Origin of the sequence: Burkholderia plantarii (assembly GCF_001411805.1) — a bacterium.
Taxonomy (GTDB): Bacteria; Pseudomonadota; Gammaproteobacteria; order Burkholderiales; family Burkholderiaceae; genus Burkholderia; species Burkholderia plantarii.
The window spans coordinates 89,282-105,378 of the sequence record NZ_CP007213.1 but is presented as its reverse complement, the minus strand read 5'-3'; the positions used below and the strand labels follow the sequence as shown (position 1 = coordinate 105,378).

Below are 16,097 nucleotides of genomic sequence, written 5' to 3'. Positions count from 1 at the left end.
CCATGTGCGGGATTCTTGGATGCATTTCCGAGCACGTCGATGACACGCGCTTCGCACGGGCGCTCGACACGCTCGCGCACCGCGGGCCGTTCCACCGCGGCCAGCTGCGACGTGGCGCGCTGCGGCTCGGCATGACGCGCCTGCCGATGTCGAGCAGCGTCGATTACCCGCTGCCGGTGGAGGTGAACGGCTGGCTCGCCACCTACAACGGCGAGGTGTACGAAAGCACGGCGGGGGGCCTGCCGGCCGAGGTTGCGCGCGTGATCGACGCGATCCGCGCGGGCGGCGAGTTTCCCGACGGCATGTATGCGTTTGCGATGCTGGAGCCCTCCGGCGCGCGGCTGCACCTGGGGCGCGACGTGTTCGGCATCAAGCCGTTGTACTACCGGCACGACGCGCAGCGCGGCGAGTTCGCGTTCGCCTCGGAGCTGCCCGCGCTGCTCGCGCTGCTCGGGCCGCAGCGGCTCGATCGCGAATCGGTGGCCGACGTGGTCGCCACCGGCGCGGTGCTGCAGTATCGCACCATGTTCGAGGGGGTCCAGGTGTTGCCCCCGGGCACGCTGCTGAGCTTCGACGTGAGCGCGCCGCGCCAGGCGCCGAGCCTCACTGCGCTGCGGCTGGCCGGACACGAGGCGGCCGGCGCGATCGACGCGGCCGATGCGATCGACGATCTGGGCGCCGCACTCGACAGCTCGATCGAGCGCTGCAGCGACACGTTTCGCGACGTCGGCCTGCTGCTGAGCGGCGGCATCGACTCCACGCTCGTCAACGCCTGCCTGCCGCCCGACACGGCGCGCTTTCACGTTTCGGTGTCCGACAGCGGCGATCATCCTCCCCCGCAGCCGGGGCTGCGCGTCTGCGAGCTGGGCGGCGACGATTTCTGGCCGCTCGCGCGCCGCGCCGTGCGCAGCTACGCCGCGCCCACGCGCATGTCGAGCCTGCTCATGTACCAGGCGCTGGCCGACCTGGTGCGCCAGCACGACAGCTACTGCGTGCTGCTCGGCGAGGGCGCCGACGAGTTGTTCTGGGGCTACCCGCGCCATCTCGCGATGGACGAATGCGATTTCACGCTCACGCCGCGCCGGCTCGCCGGGCAGTACTTCGGCGACTTCGACACCAAATCGGGCTGGCTCGACCCGGCGCTCGCGCAGACGGTGCTGCAGCGCGTCGATGCGGTGACGGCGGACCTCTACACCGGCGATCTTGACGAAGCCATCTGGCACTTCGATCTGCACTATTCGCTGGAGCCGCTGCTGCGGCGCGCCGATCACCTGCTGATGTCGCGAACCGTCGAGGCGCGGCTGCCGTTCCTGCACGGCCGCGTGCCCGCGATCGCGCGCGGCCTCGGGCGTGAGCGGCTCGCGCAGCACCAGCAGAAGGCGCCGCTACAGGCACTGATCCGCCGGCGCGTACCCGACTATCCGATCGAGAAGAAGCGTCACTTCCGCCTGCCGTTCACCAAGTGGGCCGGGCTGGTCGACGAGATGCGCGATTTCCTGCGGCGCGGCCTGGACGAACTGCACGCGCTCGGACTCACGCGCCTGTCCGAGCCCGACGTGCAGCGGCTCGACGGTTCCGACGCCTTCACCCTGACGACCCTGCTGCTGTGGCGGCAGGCTTTCTCGGAGCACCTGCAATGAAAGACTGGCATCGACGACCGGCCGCCTGGACCGGCAACGACGGCATGCGCCTCGACGACGAACTGCTCGCCGATCTCGAACTGGCGATCGCAGCCTTGGCCCGCGGCGACGCCGGCGTGCTGCGCCAGCCGCGGCTGCAGGCGAGCCGCCGCGCCGTGCATCAATGGCTCGAACGCGGCGGCGGCGCGTTCGCGCTCACGAGCCCCACGCTGCGCGAGCTGCCGCGCGAAGCGTTTCATCAGGTCTTTCGCGACTGGTGCGAATGGCTCGGCACGCCGGTATCGATCAACCTGCGCGGCGACACGCTCAAGGAAGTGCGCGACGCCGGCGTTACCGACAGCGCGATGGCGCCGCAGCGCGGCCACATGACGAACCAGGAGCTGGCGTTCCATTCCGACCGCGCCGACCTGACCTGCCTCGCCTGCTGGTCGCCGGCCGCGAGCGGCGGCGAGTTCCGCGTGGTGTCGTCAGCCTGGGTCGTGCAATACGTGGCCGAGCGCTACCCGCAGTTGCTGGCGCAGCTCGTCGAGCCGCTGCCGCACGACCTGCGCGGCGAGGGTGACGGCGATTACGTGTTGCTGCCGATCCTCTCCGAGAGCGCGGCCGGCTTCGTGTTTCGCTACATCCGCAAGTTCAACGAGTCGGTGGTGCGCCACGGCGTCGAGCTGCCGGACTCCACGCGCCGCCTGCTCGACGCCGTGGACGAGGCGGTCGAGCAGCCCGGCGCCGCCGCCGAGGTGGTGTTCGACAAGGGCACCGTGGTGCTCTGCAACAACCACACCACGCTGCACTCGCGGCACGCGTTCACCGACGACGCCTCGCGCCAGCGCTGCCTGCTGCGCTGCTGGCTCGCGAGCGAGTTCACCCGGCCGCTGCCCGACGCGTTCGCGCCGCTGTTCCACGACGTGCGCGCCGGCAGGCTGCGCGGCGGCGTCAGGCAGACGGCCCCGGTTCAGACCGACCAGAGACCGTCATGAGCAGAGTCTTCACCTTGCAGCGCTTCCGCACCTTCACGCCCGAGATCCATCTGGTGCTAATGGGTACGTTCTTCGTGCGAATGGCCTATTTCATGGTGTGGCCGTTCCTCGCGGTGATCCTCTACCGGAACTTCCAGCTCTCGGCCACCACGATCGGCTTGATGCTGACCTGCGCGAGCCTGCTCGGGGCGGCGGCCGGGCTGCTGTCCGGCTATTACTCGGATCGCACCGGGCGCCGCCGCGTGATCCTGGCCGGCTGCGCGCTCGGCGCGCTGGCGTTCTTCGCACTCGCGGCGGCCGGACACCCGGTAACGTACCTGCTGGCGATCGCCGGCGTGTCGGTGGGCAACGCGCTGCTCGAATCGACCTCGAAGGCGCTGATCGGCGACAAGATCGCCGATCGCAAGGACCGCGAGCTCGCGTTCTACGTGCGCTACTTCATGATCAACGCCGGCGCGGCCGTGGGCGCGCTGATTGGCGTGTGGGTGGGGCTGTCGGGCAAGCAGTGGGCGTTCGGCGTGACGGGCGGCGTCTACGTCGCCTACTGGCTGATGCTGGTGGCCTGGCTGCGGGACGGCACACCGCGCGCGGCGCAGGCGCAGCGCGTGAAGCCGGGCTTCGGGCAGGCGTGCGCGCAGGTGTTCATGGACCGCGTGTTCCTGATGCTGCTGCTGTCGAACATCGCCATGGCGTTCGTCTACGCCAACTTCGATTCGACGCTCGTGCAATATCTGACGCGCAGCCACGCGCCGCAGTTGATGGCGATGATCAGCACGCTGGTGGCCGTCAACGCCGCTACGGTGATCTTCGGGCAGTTCCCGATCCTGAGGCTGATGGAATCGCTACCGCCCCGGCAGCGCATCGTGATCGGCGTGCTGCTGATGTGCGTCTCGCAGGCGCTGTTCGCGGTGTCGCCGGTCACGAGCCTGATCGGCTTCGTGCTGGCGACGTTCGTGCTGAGCGTGGGCGAACTGATCGCGTTCCCGACCTTCAGCGTGGAGGTCGACCGCAACACGCCCGACCATCTGCGCGGCACCTACTTCGGCGCGTCCAACCTGTACAGTCTCGGCACCGCGATCGCGCCGCTGCTGGGCGGGCTCTCGCTCGACATCTTCGGCGGCCGGCCGCTGTACCTCGGGCTCGCGGTGCTGTGCGCGGTGGTCGCGCACCTGAACCGGGACACGGTGGCATCGGCATCGCTGCGCGGCGCCGGGAAGGGTCAGGAGTAGGCGGCCATGCGCCTCGACGTCAGTTGCCTCGCCTTTTCCGGCTTCTTCCTGCGCGAGCCGGACTGGGTCGCGATCGCGGCGCGCGTCGCGCGCTTCGCGTGCGTGGACGCGCTGCGCGACGACCCGGCGCTCGACTACGCGCGCTACCTGGACGAGGCGCGGCGCGCGCTCCTCGATCTGCCGCCGCCGTACCTGATCCTCGGCCACAGCTTCGGCGCCATGCCGGCCCGCTCGCTGGCACGGCGGCTGGCGGGCCACGACGCGCGACTCGCGATGATCGCCGGGCTGGTGCCGGAGGACCGGCAGTCGGCCACCGAGGCTTATGCGGCCTCGGGGCAGGCGGCCATGGCCGAGCACTGCCGGCTCGACCTGCTGCACGGGCGCATCGAGCTGGTGGACGCGCGACCGTTCGCTCAGCAGCTGTTCGCGCCGAACACGGTGCCGCAGGACTGGACGCCGGCGCGCTTCGAACCGCTGGCCCTCGTGATGGAGAGCCCGCCGGGGGGCCAGGTGGCCTGCCCGTGCCACTACGTCGTCTGCGCACACGACGCGGTGGCGGAGGAAGCCGCGCAGCTCGCGTTCGCGGCACGCGCGGGTGCCGCCCTGCTGCGGCACGGCGGCGGCCACCTCGGGCCGCTGCGCGACGCGCGATGGCTGGACGCCGTGTGCAAGGGGTGGGCGGCGCGGGTGGAGTGAAACGGCACGGGACGTGCGTCACGCGTGAAACCGCATGGAACCGCCTGAAATCTCGCCCTGGTCGAAACACCCGCCATCCGCGCGCCCGACGCAGCCGCCGGCGGCATTCGGCACCGCGCTACACGGACGCCAAAGCTTTCGTGTTGCCCGGAGCGCAGCAATGTCGGCAAGCGATGCAGTCCATCTTTCCGACACCCGGAGCCACTACTCCGCGCCTCACTCGTACCGGCTCCTTACCGCCAAACTGTACCGGTACCGTACCGAAAACTGTCGCTACACTGGCTCTTCGTTCACTCGCCGCCCAGGCGCCACCCGAACAGAAGAGGCCACGCATGAACATCATCACCCTGAGCGCGCTGCCCGCCGGCATGCTGTTCGCACTCGTCACGTCGATCACGCCCGGCCCGAACAACACGATGCTGCTCGCCTCGGGCGTCAACTTCGGCTTCCGCCGGACCATGCCGCACATGGTCGGCATCAGCAGCGGCGTGGCGATCATGATGCTCGCGATCGGCCTCGGCCTCGGCGAGGCGTTCTCGCGCGTGCCGCTGCTCTATACGGTGCTGGAAGTCGCGAGCATTGCGTATCTGCTCTATCTCGCCTGGAAGATCGGCACGTCCGGCGAAGTAAGCGCCAACCAGGGCAAGGCGCGCCCGATGACGTTCGTCGAGGCCGCGCTGTTCCAGTGGGTCAATCCGAAGGCCTGGATGATGGTGCTGACCGCCGCCACCACCGTGCAGCTCTCGGCCAGCTACGGCGCCAACGCGGTGGGCATGGCCGTGGTGTTCATCCTGGTGGGGTTCCCGTGCATCAGCGTGTGGGCCGCGTTCGGCCAGGGCATGCGCGGCTTCCTCTCGAACCCGCGCCGCCTGCGCGCGTTCAACGTGACGATGGCAATGCTGCTGGTGGTCTCGCTGTACCCGATCGCGGCCCGGCTCGCCGCGGCCTGATCCGGCGCGGCGGCAGCCGCCTCGTCTTGCCACCGACGCGCCAGCCTGCACCGCCGACGACCTGACCGGCGAGGGCGCGAAACGCACCGGCGGACGCTGGAATCGCCCGGGCCGCGCGCTGCGCTACACGTCCTCGAGCATCGCGCTGGCCTGCCTCGAAACCATCGCCCACCTGAACGGCGGCGATCTCCCGCTCAGTCGCTACCTGGTTCGGCTCGACGTCCCCGACCGTGTCCGGACGCGCGCGCGGCGGCTCGGCGGCGCCGGTGGAACGGGATGGGATGCGCTGCCGGCGGGCAAGCTCGGCCCCGACCTCGGCGATGCCTGGCTGGACGCGGGCGGCACGGCGCTGCCTTGCGTGCCGTCGGTGATCGTGCCGGAAGCATTCAACGTGCTGATCGATCCGGCGCACGCGGGCGCCCGGGAGAGCCGCGCCGCCGAGCTGCGCCGCTGGCGGCACGACGCGCGCGTCGGGGCCTGACGGGAACGCAAGCGGGATCGATAGCGGAAGATTCGCCGCTCCCGACGGCCGGCCCGGCGGCGCGGCGTGACCGGCACGCGGGCGTGGAGCGCGCATGCTCGCGCCCCGCTTGCCCGCCGCCGGCCAGCGGCGTAGGCTGACCGTCCGGGTGCCGGCGCGCCGACGGCACGCCCGCCCGGCCGGGAGACAACCGATGAAGCCAATCGTGAAGGCCGGCGACCGCATCGAGGGTTTGCACTGGCGCGCCGAGTATCACCCGAACACGCACCACATCCGCGTCACGCGCGAACGCAGCGAAGTCGGTACTTACGTCGCGCCGCGCACGCTGTTCGGCGACGAGCACACGATGCGCGCTTCCACGCCGGCCGACCGGCGCGGCGTGGAAGCGGCGCTGCGTGCCTACCTGCGCCAGTTCGCGAAAGTCCACGACGCGCCGGAATGAAAACGGGGCGGTTGCCGCGCACGCCACGTACCCGGCCACCGCCCCGCTCCGTATCGATCGGCCGGTGCCTGGAACGCACCGCGCCGCGTCCTGCCCCGTGTACCGCACCCGCGTGCCGCGCTCACTGCGCCGCGGCCGCGTCCTCTTCCTTGAAGATCTTGTCGGCGAGGTGGAACGCCGAGTTCGCCGCCGGCACGCCGCAATAGATCGCGGTCTGCATCAGCACTTCCTTGATCTCGTCGCGCGTCACGCCGTTGTTCTTCGCGGCGCGCAGATGCAGCGCGAGTTCCTCGCTCCGGTTGAGCGCCACCATCATCGCGATCGTCAGCAGGCTGCGCGTATGGCGCGGCAGCCCCTCGCGCGTCCAGATCTCGCCCCAGGCATAGCGCGTGATGAAGTCCTGGAAATCGGTGGTCAACTCGCTGCGGTTCGCGAGCGAACGCTCCACGTGCGCCTCGCCGAGCACCGCGCGGCGCACGCCGAGCCCGTCTTCGTAACGTTGCTGGTCATCCATGCGTCGGCTCCTCGTCAGGCGGTCAGGAAATCGAGCAGCGCGCGGTTGAAGCCGTCGGCGCATTCGATGTTGGAAATGTGCGCGGCGTCGAACTCCACGTGCCGCGCGCCGGGAATCGCCGCGGCCAGCGCGCGCCCGAGTTCGGGCGGCGTCGAGGTGTCGTGCGCGCCCGTCACCACCAGCACCGGCAGCGTGATGCCCTTCACGTCCTCGCGCAGGTCGGCGGTATTCAGCGCCTCGCAGTTGGCCGCGTAGCCGTGGTTGTCGTGATGCACGAAGGTGTCGCGCACCACGTCGACGAGGCGCGGCTCGGCCGCGAAGAATTCCTTCTTGAACCAGCGCGGCAGCACCGCGTCGACCAGCGCGTGCATGCCTTCGTCGCGCGCCTTCGCGGCACGCGGCTCCCACACCTCGGGCGTGCCGATCTTCGCGCCGGTGTTGGCCAGCACGACGCGCCCGAGGCGCCGCGGATGGCGCGCGGCCAGCGCGGCGCCGGTCAGGCCGCCCATCGAGATGCCGCAGAAGTGGGCGCGCTCGATGCCGAGATGGTCGAGCAGGCCGATCACGTCACCGGCGAGCTGGTCGATCGTGTAGGGGCCGGGCGGCACGTCCGAGTGGCCGTGGCCGCGCGTGTCGTAGCGCAGCAGGTTGAAGCGCGCGCGCAGCGCCGCGATCTGCGCGGCCCACATCGACAGGTCCGCGCCGAGCGAATTCGAAAACACCAGCCACGGCGCGTCGGCGCTCGCGGCGCGGTCGATCCGGTAATGCAGCTTCACACCGTTGACAGAAGCAAAGGGCATCGTTGGTTCTCCTTGGTTTAGGCGTGGCCCGCGTGGCGCGCGAGCACGGCATCGACGAACGCAGCGGCTTCGCCGACGTAATGAGCGGGGTCGAGCAGCCGGCGCAGCGCGTCGGGCGTCAGGTGCGCGGTGACGGCCGGCTCGGCGGCCAGCACCTCGTGCAGCGTGCGGTTCGAGCGCACCGCTTCCTTCGATGCCTGCTCGACGAGATGATGCGCGTCGAGCCGGCCGATCCGGTCGCCGAGCGCGAGCATCACGGCCTCGCCGAGCACCAGGCCGCGCGTGGCGTCGAGGTTGGCGGCAAGCCGCGCGGTGTCCACGTTCAGGCCGCCGACGATCTGCGCGACGCCGGCCAGCGCGCCGCCCGCGAGCCGCGCGAGTTCGGGCAGCGCGTCCCATTCGGCCTGCCAGCCGCCGAGCGCGCGCTCGTGCTCCTGCACCATTCCGGCGAACACCGTGGCCACCAGCCCCGGCGCGCGCACGGCGGCGCTCAGCACGGCCGCGCAGCCCACCGGGTTGCGCTTGTGCGGCATGGTGGACGAGCCGCCCTTGCCGGCCGCGGCCGGCTCGGCCAGCTCGCCGATCTCGGTCTGCATCTGCAGGGAGATGTCGCGCGCGATCTTGCCGAGCGTGCCGATCACCATCGCGAAGAACGAAGCCGTCTCGGCGATGCGGTCGCGCTGGGTGTGCCACGGCAGGTCGGGCAGCGCGAGCGCGAGCTCGGCCGCGAGCGAGCCGGCCACGCGCGGCGCGGCCTCGCGCAGGCTCGCGAGCGTGCCGGCCGCGCCGCCGAACTGCAGCACCAGCACCTCGCCGCGCAGCGCGGCCAGACGCCGGCGGTGCCGGCCGAGCGCGTCGAGCCATTGCGCGAACTTCAGGCCCAGCGTGATCGGCAGCGCCTGCTGCAGCCAGGTGCGGCCGATCATCGGCGTGGCGCGGTGCGCGCGCGCGAGCGCGGCGAGCGAGCGGCACAGCGTGTCGAGCAGCGGTTCGAGCGCGTCGAACGTGTCGCGCAGCTGCAGCACGAGGCCGGTGTCGAGGATGTCCTGGCTCGTCGCGCCCCAGTGGACGAATTTCGCCGCCTCGGCGTCGGCGTCCTTGACGCGCGCGGTCAGCTGCCTGACGAGCGGGATCGCGAGATTGCCGCCGAGCGCGGCATCGCGCGCGAGCGCCTCGGCGTCGAGCCGTTCGGCGCGGCAGGCGGCCTCGATCGGCGCGACGGCGGCGGCGGGGATCACGCCGTGCGCGGCGAGCGCGCGCGCGAGCGCGGCCTCGACGTCGAGCATGCGCTGCAGCGTCGCCGCCGGCGACCAGATCCGGATCAGCGCGGCGTCGCCGCCGATCAGGGAAGTCAATCGGGCACTGTCTTGGTACATGGAAGGATCGGAAGGTCGGGAAGGGCCGGTAGCGCGTATTGTCCACCGAAGCGCGGCGCCGCGCGCGAGCGGCTGCCGTTGGTGCCGCGCCGGGGTACGGCACCAACGGCGCGCGGCGGGCGTCGCCGGATGTTTCGAATCCCGGCGGCCCCCGCGGCGGCCCGCGGCCGCACCCGCGCGCCGGGCGCGCTTACATGCCGACGCGCTTACGCGGTCGCGCGCTCGGTCGCGTCGACGAGCGGCACGCCCGTCAGCGCCTGCAGCTCGTCGAACGGCAGATCGGTGAAGATCTCGGTCACGGCGAGGCCCTTCGGCGTGACGTCGAGCACGGCCAGGTCGGTGTAGATGCGCGTCACGCAGCCGATGCCGGTGACGGGATACGAACACTCGGCGACGATCTTGCTTTCGCCCTGCTTGGTCAGGTGCTCCATCATCACGAACACCTGCTTGGCGCCGATCGCGAGGTCCATCGCGCCGCCCACGGCGGGGATCGCGTCGGGCGCGCCGGTGTGCCAGTTGGCCAGGTCGCCGCGCGCCGACACCTGGAACGCGCCGAGCACGCAGTAGTCGAGATGGCCGCCGCGCATCATCGCGAACGAATCGGCGTGGTGGAAGAACGCGCCGCCCGTCAGCAGCGTGACGTGCTGCTTGCCGGCGTTGATCAGCTCGTCGTCCTCGGCGCCGGCCTCGGGCGCGGGCCCCATGCCGAGCACGCCGTTCTCGCTGTGCAGGAAGATTTCCTTGTCTGCGTCGAGGTGGTTCGCCACCAGCGTCGGCACGCCGATGCCGAGGTTCACGTAGGCGCCTTCGGGAATGTCCCGGGCCACGCGTCGGGCCATCTCGTCACGGGTCAGTCGTTTCATCTTGGGTTCTCCGGGTTCAGGCGGCTTGCGCGGCGAGTTCGGCCGCATGGACGGCCTGCGGCACTTCAACGACGCGCTGCACGAAGATGCCGGGCGTCACGATCTGTTCGGGATCGAGCCCGCCCAGCTCGACGACCCGCGAGACCTGCACGATCGTGGTCTTCGCGGCGGTGGCCATCACCGGTCCGAAGTTGCGCGCGGTCTTGCGATAGACGAGGTTGCCCCAGCGGTCGCCCTTGAACGCCTTCACGAGCGCGAAATCGGCGTGGATCGGCGTCTCGAACACGTAGTGCTTGCCGTCGATCTCGCGCGTCTCCTTGCCTTCGGCCAGCTTCGTGCCGAAGCCGGTGCGCGTGAAGAAGCCGCCGATGCCGGCGCCGGCCGCGCGAATGCGCTCGGCGAGGTTGCCCTGCGGCACCAGTTCCAGCTCGATCTCGCCGGAGCGGTAGAGCGCGTCGAACACCTGCGAGTCGGACTGGCGCGGGAACGAGCAGATGATCTTGCGCACGCGCCTGGCCTTCAGCAGCGCGGCCAGGCCCGTTTCGCCGTTGCCGGCGTTGTTGTTGACGATCGTCAGATCGCGCGCGCCATGCGCGATCAGCGCGTCGATCAGCTCGGACGGCATGCCCGCCGTGCCGAAACCGCCGATCATGATGGTCGCGCCGTCATGGATGTCGGCCACCGCCGACTGCAGGGAATCGAAAATCTTGTTGACCATGGCTCTTCCTGAGGGAATCCGCGTCGCGCTGCGCGACGGCCGGCCAGCGCGCCGGATCACTCGGGCCACGCCGCATCGGGCTGCCGGGCAGCCCGTTTTGTTCGTATATCGAACCTAGATTCGTTTAGCGAACGATGCGGCGATCATAGAATCTCGCTCGGCGCGTTGTCAAGGCGGGCCGACGCGGGGGTGACGCCCATAGCGGCATCGTCGAACGGCAGCCCCACGTAATTCTCGGCCAGCGCCTGCGCGGCCGCGTGCGATCGCGTCACGTATTTCAGCTCGGCCAGCTTGAGGCGGTTCACGAACGGCGAATCGTCGGGCGACGGGTGCAGCATGTTCGTCATGAAATAGGAGAAATGCTCGGCGCGCCAGACGCGTTCGAGGCAGCGCTCCGAATAGCCGTCGAGCGGCGCCGCGTCGCCCGCGTAGTGGGCCGCGAGCGCGTGCGCCAGCGTCCGCACGTCGGCCACCGCCAGGTTCATCCCCTTCGCGCCGGTGGGCGGCACGATGTGCGCGGCGTCGCCGGCCAGCAGCAGGCGGCCGTGGCGCATCGTTTCGCAGACGAAGCTGCGCATCGGCGTCACGCCCTTCTGCACGATCGGCCCCTCGGTGGGCGTCCAGCCCGAGGCGTTCGAAAAGCGCGCGTGCAGCTCGTCCCAGATCCGCGCGTCGGACCACGCGGCGAGATCCTCGTCGGGGCGGCATTGCAGATAGAGGCGCGTGACCGTCGGCGAGCGCATCGAGAACAGCGCGAAGCCGCGCTCGTGGTGCGCGTAGACGAGTTCGTCGAGCGACGGCGCCGCCTCGGCGAGGATGCCGAGCCATGCATAGGGATAGACGCGCTCGAAGGTGCGTTGCAGCGCCTCGGGGATGGTCTGCCGCGCGATGCCGTGGAAGCCGTCGCAGCCGGCGATGAAATCGCAGTCGATGCGCCCGGCGCGGCCGTCGCGGCGCCGGAACGTCACCGACGGGCGAGCCGATTCGACCTCGTGCAGCGCGACCTCGCTCACCTCGAAATGCATCTCGTGGCCGTGCGCGAGGCCGGCCGCGATCAGGTCGCGCACCACCTCGTGCTGGCTGTAGACGGTGATCGCGCGCCCGCCGGTGAGGGCCGACAGGTCGAGGCGGTGGCGCTGGCCGCCGAACAGCAGCTCGATGCCGTGGTGGACCAGCCCCTCGCGGCGCATCCGGGAGCCGAGCCCGGCCTCGTCGAGGACATCCACGGTGCCCTGCTCCAGCACGCCGGCGCGAATCCGGTTCTCGCAGTACTCGCGCGAACGCGCCTCGATCAGCACCGCGTCGATGCCGCGCAGGCGAAGCAGATGGGACAGCAGCAGCCCGGCGGGACCGGCGCCGATGATCGCGACCTGGGTACGCATTGTTCGTCTCCTGAACTTTGATTCGATGGATGAATCTTTTGTGGTCCGATTGTCGGGGCGGCACCGACTATGCGGCAACGCCATTTTGGAGATATGTTCCATATCGAATTCCGATAATGGTCGCGCCATGCCCGAACTCGATTTCGAACTCGATCTGAACCTGATCCCCTATCTGGTGGCCCTCGACGAGGCACGCCACGTGAGCCGCGCCGGCGACTTGCTGGGCGTGAGCCAGCCGCGCGTGAGCGCCGCGCTGGCGCGGCTGCGCGAGCACTTCGGCGATCCGCTGTTCGTGCGCACCTCGCGCGGCATGGAGCCGACGCCGCGCGCGCTGGCGCTGGTGCCGGCCGCGCGCGACGCGCTCGCGCAGATCCGGCGCGGCCTCGCCACGCCGCATGCGTTCGATCCGGCCACCGCCACCGACACGTTCTCGATCGCGCTGTCCGACGTCGGCGAGATCGTGTTCCTGCCGCGGCTGCTGCAGGAGTTCGCGCGCCGGGCGCCGGGCGCGAACCTGCGCTCGGTGTCGCTGCCGCACACGGAGGTCGAGCGCGGGCTCGAAGCCGGCGCGGTCGATCTCGCGGTCGGCTATTTCCCCGATCTCGGCGGCAGCAACTTCTTCCAGCAGCGGCTGTTCACGCATCGCTTCATCTGCCTCGTGCGGCGCGGCCATCCGCTCGCGGGCGGGCCGCTCACGATCGAGCAGTACCTCGCCTGCGGCCACGCGGTGGTGCGCGCCGAAGGACGCAGCCAGGAAGTGCTGGAGCAGCATCTGGCGAAGGCGCGGCTGCACCGGCGCGCGGTGCTGGAGACCAGCCACTTCATGAGCCTGCCGTTCATCCTCGGCCGCACCGACCTGATCGCCACCGTGCCGCATGCGATCGGCTATGCCTATGCCGCCGAGCATGCGTCGATCACGCTGCTCGAACCGCCGCTCGCGCTGCCGCGTTTCGATCTTCGCCAGCACTGGCATCGCAAGTTCCACAACGACCCGCGCACCAGCTGGCTGCGCGGCGTGGTGGCGGGCCTCTTCAACGACGCGCTCGACGAATGGCCGAAATAAAGCGCTGCCTGACCGATGCGCGACGCGGCTGCCGTGCTCTTGCGCGCGAAGCCCGGAAGGCGGCGGCGGGATCGTCAAAAGCATGAAACAATGGCCGGTCAGCCGCCCCGAGCGGCGCCAACAGGAGCCCGAAAGCATGTCCAAACGCAAGACCGCCAACAAGGCGGCGGAACCCGTCGCAGCCCCGACCACGGGCGAATTCGCGCGCCCGAGCCGCGCCGAAGCCGAAGATGCCGTGCGCGTGCTGCTGCGCTGGGCCGGCGACGATCCCTCCCGCGAGGGCCTGCTCGATACGCCGGCGCGCGTGGTGCGCGCCTACGAAGAGTTCTTCCAGGGCTACCAGCTGGAACCGCGCGAGATCCTCGCGCGCACCTTCAGCGAGGTGGACGGCTACGACGAGATGATCGTGCTGAAGGACATCCGTTTCGAGAGCTATTGCGAACACCACATGGTGCCGATCATCGGCCGCGCGCACGTGGCGTATCTGCCGAACCACCGCGTGGTGGGGATCTCGAAGCTCGCGCGGCTCGTCGATGCGTTCGCCAAGCGCCTGCAGATCCAGGAGAAGATGACGGTGCAGATCGCCGACACGCTGTTCGAGGTGCTGCAGCCGAAGGGCGTCGGCGTGATCCTCGAGGCCGCGCATCAATGCATCTCGACGCGCGGCGTCCACAAGCCCGGCGTCGAGATGGTCACCTCGCGCATGCTCGGCACGTTCCGGACCGATCCGGCCACGCGCCGCGAATTCCTGTCGATCGTGGCGAATCCGTCGTCGGTCAACCTGACCAATACGTGATGGCGCAGCACGCTCCCGCCGCCGCATCGTCCGACGCCGCGCCGGTGGTGCTCGTGACGGGCGCCGCGCGCCGCGCGGGCCGCGCGTTCGCGCGCCGCTTCGGCGCACGCGGCTACCGCGTCGCCGTGCATTACGACCGCTCGGCCGACGCGGCCGACGCCACCGCGCGCGAGATCGACCCGGCCGGCGGGGCCGCCGTGGCGCTGCAGGCCGACCTGGCCGACGCCGCCGCCTGCGCGGCGCTGGTCGATACGGTGTACGCGCGCTTCGGGCGGCTCGACGTGCTGGTCAACAACGCGTCGGTGTTCTGGCAGGATCACTTCCCGAGCTTCGAGCTCGACGCGCTCGAAGCCGCCTGGCAAGTCAACTGCCGCGCGCCGCTGCTGCTCGCGCGGCGCTTCCACGATCGCGCCAAGGCGGCCGGCGCGCAGGGCGTGGTGATCAACGTGATCGACCAGAAGATCCGCGACAATTTCCATCGCGACCACTTCAGCTACACGGTCGCGAAGGCCGCGCTCGGCAACCTGACGCAGATGCTCGCGATGTCGGCCGCGCCGGTGCTGCGCGTGAACGCGGTGTTCCCGGGGCTGATGCTGCCCAGCGACGACCAGACCGAGGCCGATTTCGAGCACGCGAGCCACGCCTCGACGCCGCTCGCGCGAATCGCCGGCCCCGACGACGTGGCCGACGCGATCCTGCTGCTGACGGGCAGCGCGTACAACGGCGTCGATTTCGTCGTCGATGCGGGGCAGAACCTGATCCGCGTCGACCAGGACGTGCTCTACAAGCATCGCTCGCCGGCCGAGTCGCGCTGAGCGGTCCCGGGTTGTCGATAGCCGGCGGCGACGAAGCGCGCGAGGCTTGCGCGCGTCGCCGCCGCTTCGTTGTCCGTTTCGATGCGGCTGCGTAGCACCATCCCGCTTCGGCCATGCATACCGGAGCGAGACAGCCCGTCAGTTATCCGAACGATCCGGATCGAATCCGCAACGCCTCGGCGGCATTGCATCGCCGTCATTTTCAATCGACGTCCACCGCCTCCCGAAAAACCTCACCTTTGCGGCGGCTGGCCGGCTGCCGGCATGCGTTGCGCTCACATGCCGGCTTCGCGGGGCAAGCCCCGCGGCCCGGCCTCACGCGCCGCCGTCGCGCCCCGTGCGTTCGCCCTCGCGCACCTTGCCCTGCGCGACGCTGCTGCCCGCCGGCACGCTGTGCGTGAGCCAGACGTTGCCGCCGATCACCGAGCCCTGCCCGATCGTCACGCGGCCCAGAATCGTCGCGCCGGCGTAGATCACCACGTCGTCCTCGACGATCGGATGCCGCGCGTTGCCCTTCACGAGCGCGCCGTCGCCATCGGCCGGGAAGCTCTTCGCGCCGAGCGTGACGTGCTGGTAGACGCGCACCCGCTCGCCGATGATCGCGGTCTCGCCGATCACCACGCCGGTGCCGTGGTCGATGAAGAAGCTCGGGCCGATCGTGGCGCCCGGATGGATGTCGATGCCGGTGGCCGAATGCGCGATCTCGTTGATGAAGCGCGCGAGCAGCGGCACGCCGAGCCGGTGCAGCGCATGCGCGAGGCGGTGGTGCATCATCGCCAGCACGCCGGGATAGCAGAGCAGGATCTCGGTGATGTGCTGCGCGGCCGGATCGCCCGCGTAGGCGGCCTGGATGTCGCTGACGAGCAGCGCGCGGATCGCCGGCAGCTGCCGGCCGAACGTGCGCGCGATTTCGAACGCGCGTTCGTCGAGTTCGGTGAAGCCGGTGTCCGCGTACTCGGGCAGGAACCGCAGCGCGCGGCGCACCTGTTCGTGCAGCACGCGCAGCGTGGCTTCCAGCGTGTGGCCGACGTAGAAATCGACGCTCTCGTCGGTCAGGTCGGGCGCGCCGTAATGAGTGGGAAACAGCGAGGCGCGCAGGCCGGTCACGAACTTGCAGATGGCGTCGCGCGAGGGCAGCTCGCGGATGCCGCGCGGGTGGCGCGTGCGGTGCAGGGTTTCGCGCGACTCGCGCAGTTCGGCGACGATCTGTTCAAGGCCCCAGGAGCGGCCGGCGGACGAATTCGACATGGCAGGGGAAGCCGGCCATGCGGAAACCCCACGGCCGTGCTGGAAGAATGAAGGATGACGAAGGCGACAAGATTACCGCGTTTTGTATACGCACGCGAAATGCCGCC

16 protein-coding genes and 1 pseudogene are annotated in these 16,097 nt (G+C 70.3%); 10 read left to right on the top strand and 7 right to left on the bottom strand.

Features of this window, described 5'->3' with window-relative positions; all coding sequences use genetic code 11:
• The first annotated feature begins 2 nt into the window (after nt 1–2).
• The 7 genes and pseudogenes from bpln_RS18280 to bpln_RS18250 all read left to right on the top strand — a co-directional run bounded on the left by bpln_RS18280 (nt 3) and on the right by bpln_RS18250 (nt 6,415).
• Complete coding sequence (locus tag bpln_RS18280; protein ID WP_042626875.1) at nt 3–1,640, top strand: asparagine synthase-related protein; 1,638 nt, start codon at nt 3–5, stop codon at nt 1,638–1,640.
• A complete protein-coding gene (locus bpln_RS18275) occupies nt 1,637–2,617 on the top strand; it encodes a TauD/TfdA family dioxygenase (RefSeq protein ID WP_055139611.1) in 981 nt (326 codons plus the stop codon). The genes bpln_RS18280 and bpln_RS18275 overlap by 4 nt, the downstream gene beginning before the upstream one ends.
• Nucleotides 2,614–3,846, top strand: coding sequence for an MDR family MFS transporter (locus bpln_RS18270; RefSeq protein ID WP_042626873.1), 1,233 nt, complete (start codon nt 2,614–2,616; stop codon nt 3,844–3,846). Before bpln_RS18275 ends, bpln_RS18270 begins: the two co-directional genes overlap by 4 nt.
• A 6-nt stretch (nt 3,847–3,852) precedes the next feature.
• On the top strand, nt 3,853–4,542 hold the full coding sequence (locus bpln_RS18265; RefSeq protein WP_042626872.1) for an alpha/beta fold hydrolase: 690 nt from the start codon (nt 3,853–3,855) through the stop codon (nt 4,540–4,542).
• 332 nt (nt 4,543–4,874) lie between these two features.
• Nucleotides 4,875–5,492 (top strand): LysE family translocator, encoded by a 618-nt coding sequence (locus bpln_RS18260; protein ID WP_042626871.1) that lies wholly within the window; start codon nt 4,875–4,877, stop codon nt 5,490–5,492.
• 55 nt (nt 5,493–5,547) lie between these two features.
• Nucleotides 5,548–5,973: pseudogene (locus bpln_RS18255) on the top strand (RES family NAD+ phosphorylase); the annotation flags it as partial.
• Nucleotides 5,974–6,166: 193 nt separating this feature from the next.
• Nucleotides 6,167–6,415 carry a hypothetical protein gene (locus bpln_RS18250; RefSeq protein WP_055139609.1) on the top strand — a complete coding sequence of 83 codons (249 nt, stop codon included), beginning with the start codon at nt 6,167–6,169 and terminating at the stop codon, nt 6,413–6,415.
• A 121-nt stretch (nt 6,416–6,536) separates the two neighbouring features.
• On the opposite strand, the gene pcaC is transcribed toward bpln_RS18250, so the two are convergent.
• The 6 genes from pcaC to bpln_RS18220 all read right to left on the bottom strand — a co-directional run bounded on the left by pcaC (nt 6,537) and on the right by bpln_RS18220 (nt 12,068).
• Nucleotides 6,537–6,929 carry a 4-carboxymuconolactone decarboxylase gene (gene pcaC / locus bpln_RS18245; protein ID WP_042626869.1) on the bottom strand — a complete coding sequence of 131 codons (393 nt, stop codon included), beginning with the start codon at nt 6,927–6,929 and terminating at the stop codon, nt 6,537–6,539.
• Between the two features lie 14 nt (nt 6,930–6,943).
• The gene (gene pcaD, locus bpln_RS18240; RefSeq protein WP_055139608.1) at nt 6,944–7,729 is read right to left on the bottom strand and encodes a 3-oxoadipate enol-lactonase; all 786 of its coding nucleotides are present in this window, start codon (nt 7,727–7,729) and stop codon (nt 6,944–6,946) included.
• Nucleotides 7,730–7,746: 17 nt separating this feature from the next.
• The gene (locus bpln_RS18235; protein ID WP_042626867.1) at nt 7,747–9,105 is read right to left on the bottom strand and encodes a 3-carboxy-cis,cis-muconate cycloisomerase; all 1,359 of its coding nucleotides are present in this window, start codon (nt 9,103–9,105) and stop codon (nt 7,747–7,749) included.
• A 206-nt stretch (nt 9,106–9,311) separates the two neighbouring features.
• Nucleotides 9,312–9,968 (bottom strand): 3-oxoacid CoA-transferase subunit B, encoded by a 657-nt coding sequence (locus bpln_RS18230; RefSeq protein WP_042629195.1) that lies wholly within the window; start codon nt 9,966–9,968, stop codon nt 9,312–9,314.
• A 16-nt stretch (nt 9,969–9,984) separates the two neighbouring features.
• The gene (locus bpln_RS18225; protein ID WP_042626866.1) at nt 9,985–10,686 is read right to left on the bottom strand and encodes a 3-oxoacid CoA-transferase subunit A; all 702 of its coding nucleotides are present in this window, start codon (nt 10,684–10,686) and stop codon (nt 9,985–9,987) included.
• Between the two features lie 143 nt (nt 10,687–10,829).
• Entirely contained in the window at nt 10,830–12,068 is a 1,239-nt protein-coding gene (locus tag bpln_RS18220) for a 4-hydroxybenzoate 3-monooxygenase (protein WP_055139607.1), read from the bottom strand.
• A 127-nt stretch (nt 12,069–12,195) separates the two neighbouring features.
• Here bpln_RS18220 and bpln_RS18215 point away from each other — a divergent pair, with 127 nt between their 5' ends.
• The 3 genes from bpln_RS18215 (at nt 12,196) to bpln_RS18205 (ending at nt 14,742) form a co-directional block, all read left to right on the top strand.
• The gene (locus bpln_RS18215) at nt 12,196–13,131 is read left to right on the top strand and encodes a LysR family transcriptional regulator (RefSeq protein WP_042626864.1); all 936 of its coding nucleotides are present in this window, start codon (nt 12,196–12,198) and stop codon (nt 13,129–13,131) included.
• A gap of 136 nt (nt 13,132–13,267) precedes the next feature.
• Entirely contained in the window at nt 13,268–13,927 is a 660-nt protein-coding gene (folE, locus tag bpln_RS18210) for a GTP cyclohydrolase I FolE (RefSeq protein WP_055141124.1), read from the top strand.
• Nucleotides 13,927–14,742 (top strand): SDR family oxidoreductase, encoded by an 816-nt coding sequence (locus tag bpln_RS18205; RefSeq protein ID WP_055139606.1) that lies wholly within the window; start codon nt 13,927–13,929, stop codon nt 14,740–14,742. Before folE ends, bpln_RS18205 begins: the two co-directional genes overlap by 1 nt.
• A gap of 315 nt (nt 14,743–15,057) precedes the next feature.
• Here the strand turns inward: bpln_RS18205 and epsC are convergent, their stop codons facing one another.
• Complete coding sequence (gene epsC, locus bpln_RS18200) at nt 15,058–15,990, bottom strand: serine O-acetyltransferase EpsC (protein WP_042626862.1); 933 nt, start codon at nt 15,988–15,990, stop codon at nt 15,058–15,060.
• Nucleotides 15,991–16,097: the final 107 nt, after the last annotated feature.

What these genes read in the sequence shown, in the direction of transcription:
- bpln_RS18230 (WP_042629195.1), bottom strand. Translation starts at nt 9,968, where the DNA reads ATGAAACGACTGACCCGTGACGAGATGGCCCGACGCGTGGCCCGGGAC.
- bpln_RS18225 (WP_042626866.1), bottom strand. Translation starts at nt 10,686, where the DNA reads ATGGTCAACAAGATTTTCGATTCCCTGCAGTCGGCGGTGGCCGACATC.
- epsC (WP_042626862.1), bottom strand. Translation starts at nt 15,990, where the DNA reads ATGTCGAATTCGTCCGCCGGCCGCTCCTGGGGCCTTGAACAGATCGTC.
- pcaD (WP_055139608.1), bottom strand. Translation starts at nt 7,729, where the DNA reads ATGCCCTTTGCTTCTGTCAACGGTGTGAAGCTGCATTACCGGATCGAC.
- bpln_RS18280 (WP_042626875.1), top strand. Translation starts at nt 3, where the DNA reads ATGTGCGGGATTCTTGGATGCATTTCCGAGCACGTCGATGACACGCGC.
- bpln_RS18215 (WP_042626864.1), top strand. Translation starts at nt 12,196, where the DNA reads ATGCCCGAACTCGATTTCGAACTCGATCTGAACCTGATCCCCTATCTG.
- pcaC (WP_042626869.1), bottom strand. Translation starts at nt 6,929, where the DNA reads ATGGATGACCAGCAACGTTACGAAGACGGGCTCGGCGTGCGCCGCGCG.
- bpln_RS18205 (WP_055139606.1), top strand. Translation starts at nt 13,927, where the DNA reads ATGGCGCAGCACGCTCCCGCCGCCGCATCGTCCGACGCCGCGCCGGTG.
- bpln_RS18235 (WP_042626867.1), bottom strand. Translation starts at nt 9,105, where the DNA reads ATGTACCAAGACAGTGCCCGATTGACTTCCCTGATCGGCGGCGACGCC.
- bpln_RS18270 (WP_042626873.1), top strand. Translation starts at nt 2,614, where the DNA reads ATGAGCAGAGTCTTCACCTTGCAGCGCTTCCGCACCTTCACGCCCGAG.
- bpln_RS18250 (WP_055139609.1), top strand. Translation starts at nt 6,167, where the DNA reads ATGAAGCCAATCGTGAAGGCCGGCGACCGCATCGAGGGTTTGCACTGG.
- bpln_RS18220 (WP_055139607.1), bottom strand. Translation starts at nt 12,068, where the DNA reads ATGCGTACCCAGGTCGCGATCATCGGCGCCGGTCCCGCCGGGCTGCTG.
- bpln_RS18265 (WP_042626872.1), top strand. Translation starts at nt 3,853, where the DNA reads ATGCGCCTCGACGTCAGTTGCCTCGCCTTTTCCGGCTTCTTCCTGCGC.
- bpln_RS18275 (WP_055139611.1), top strand. Translation starts at nt 1,637, where the DNA reads ATGAAAGACTGGCATCGACGACCGGCCGCCTGGACCGGCAACGACGGC.
- folE (WP_055141124.1), top strand. Translation starts at nt 13,268, where the DNA reads ATGTCCAAACGCAAGACCGCCAACAAGGCGGCGGAACCCGTCGCAGCC.
- bpln_RS18260 (WP_042626871.1), top strand. Translation starts at nt 4,875, where the DNA reads ATGAACATCATCACCCTGAGCGCGCTGCCCGCCGGCATGCTGTTCGCA.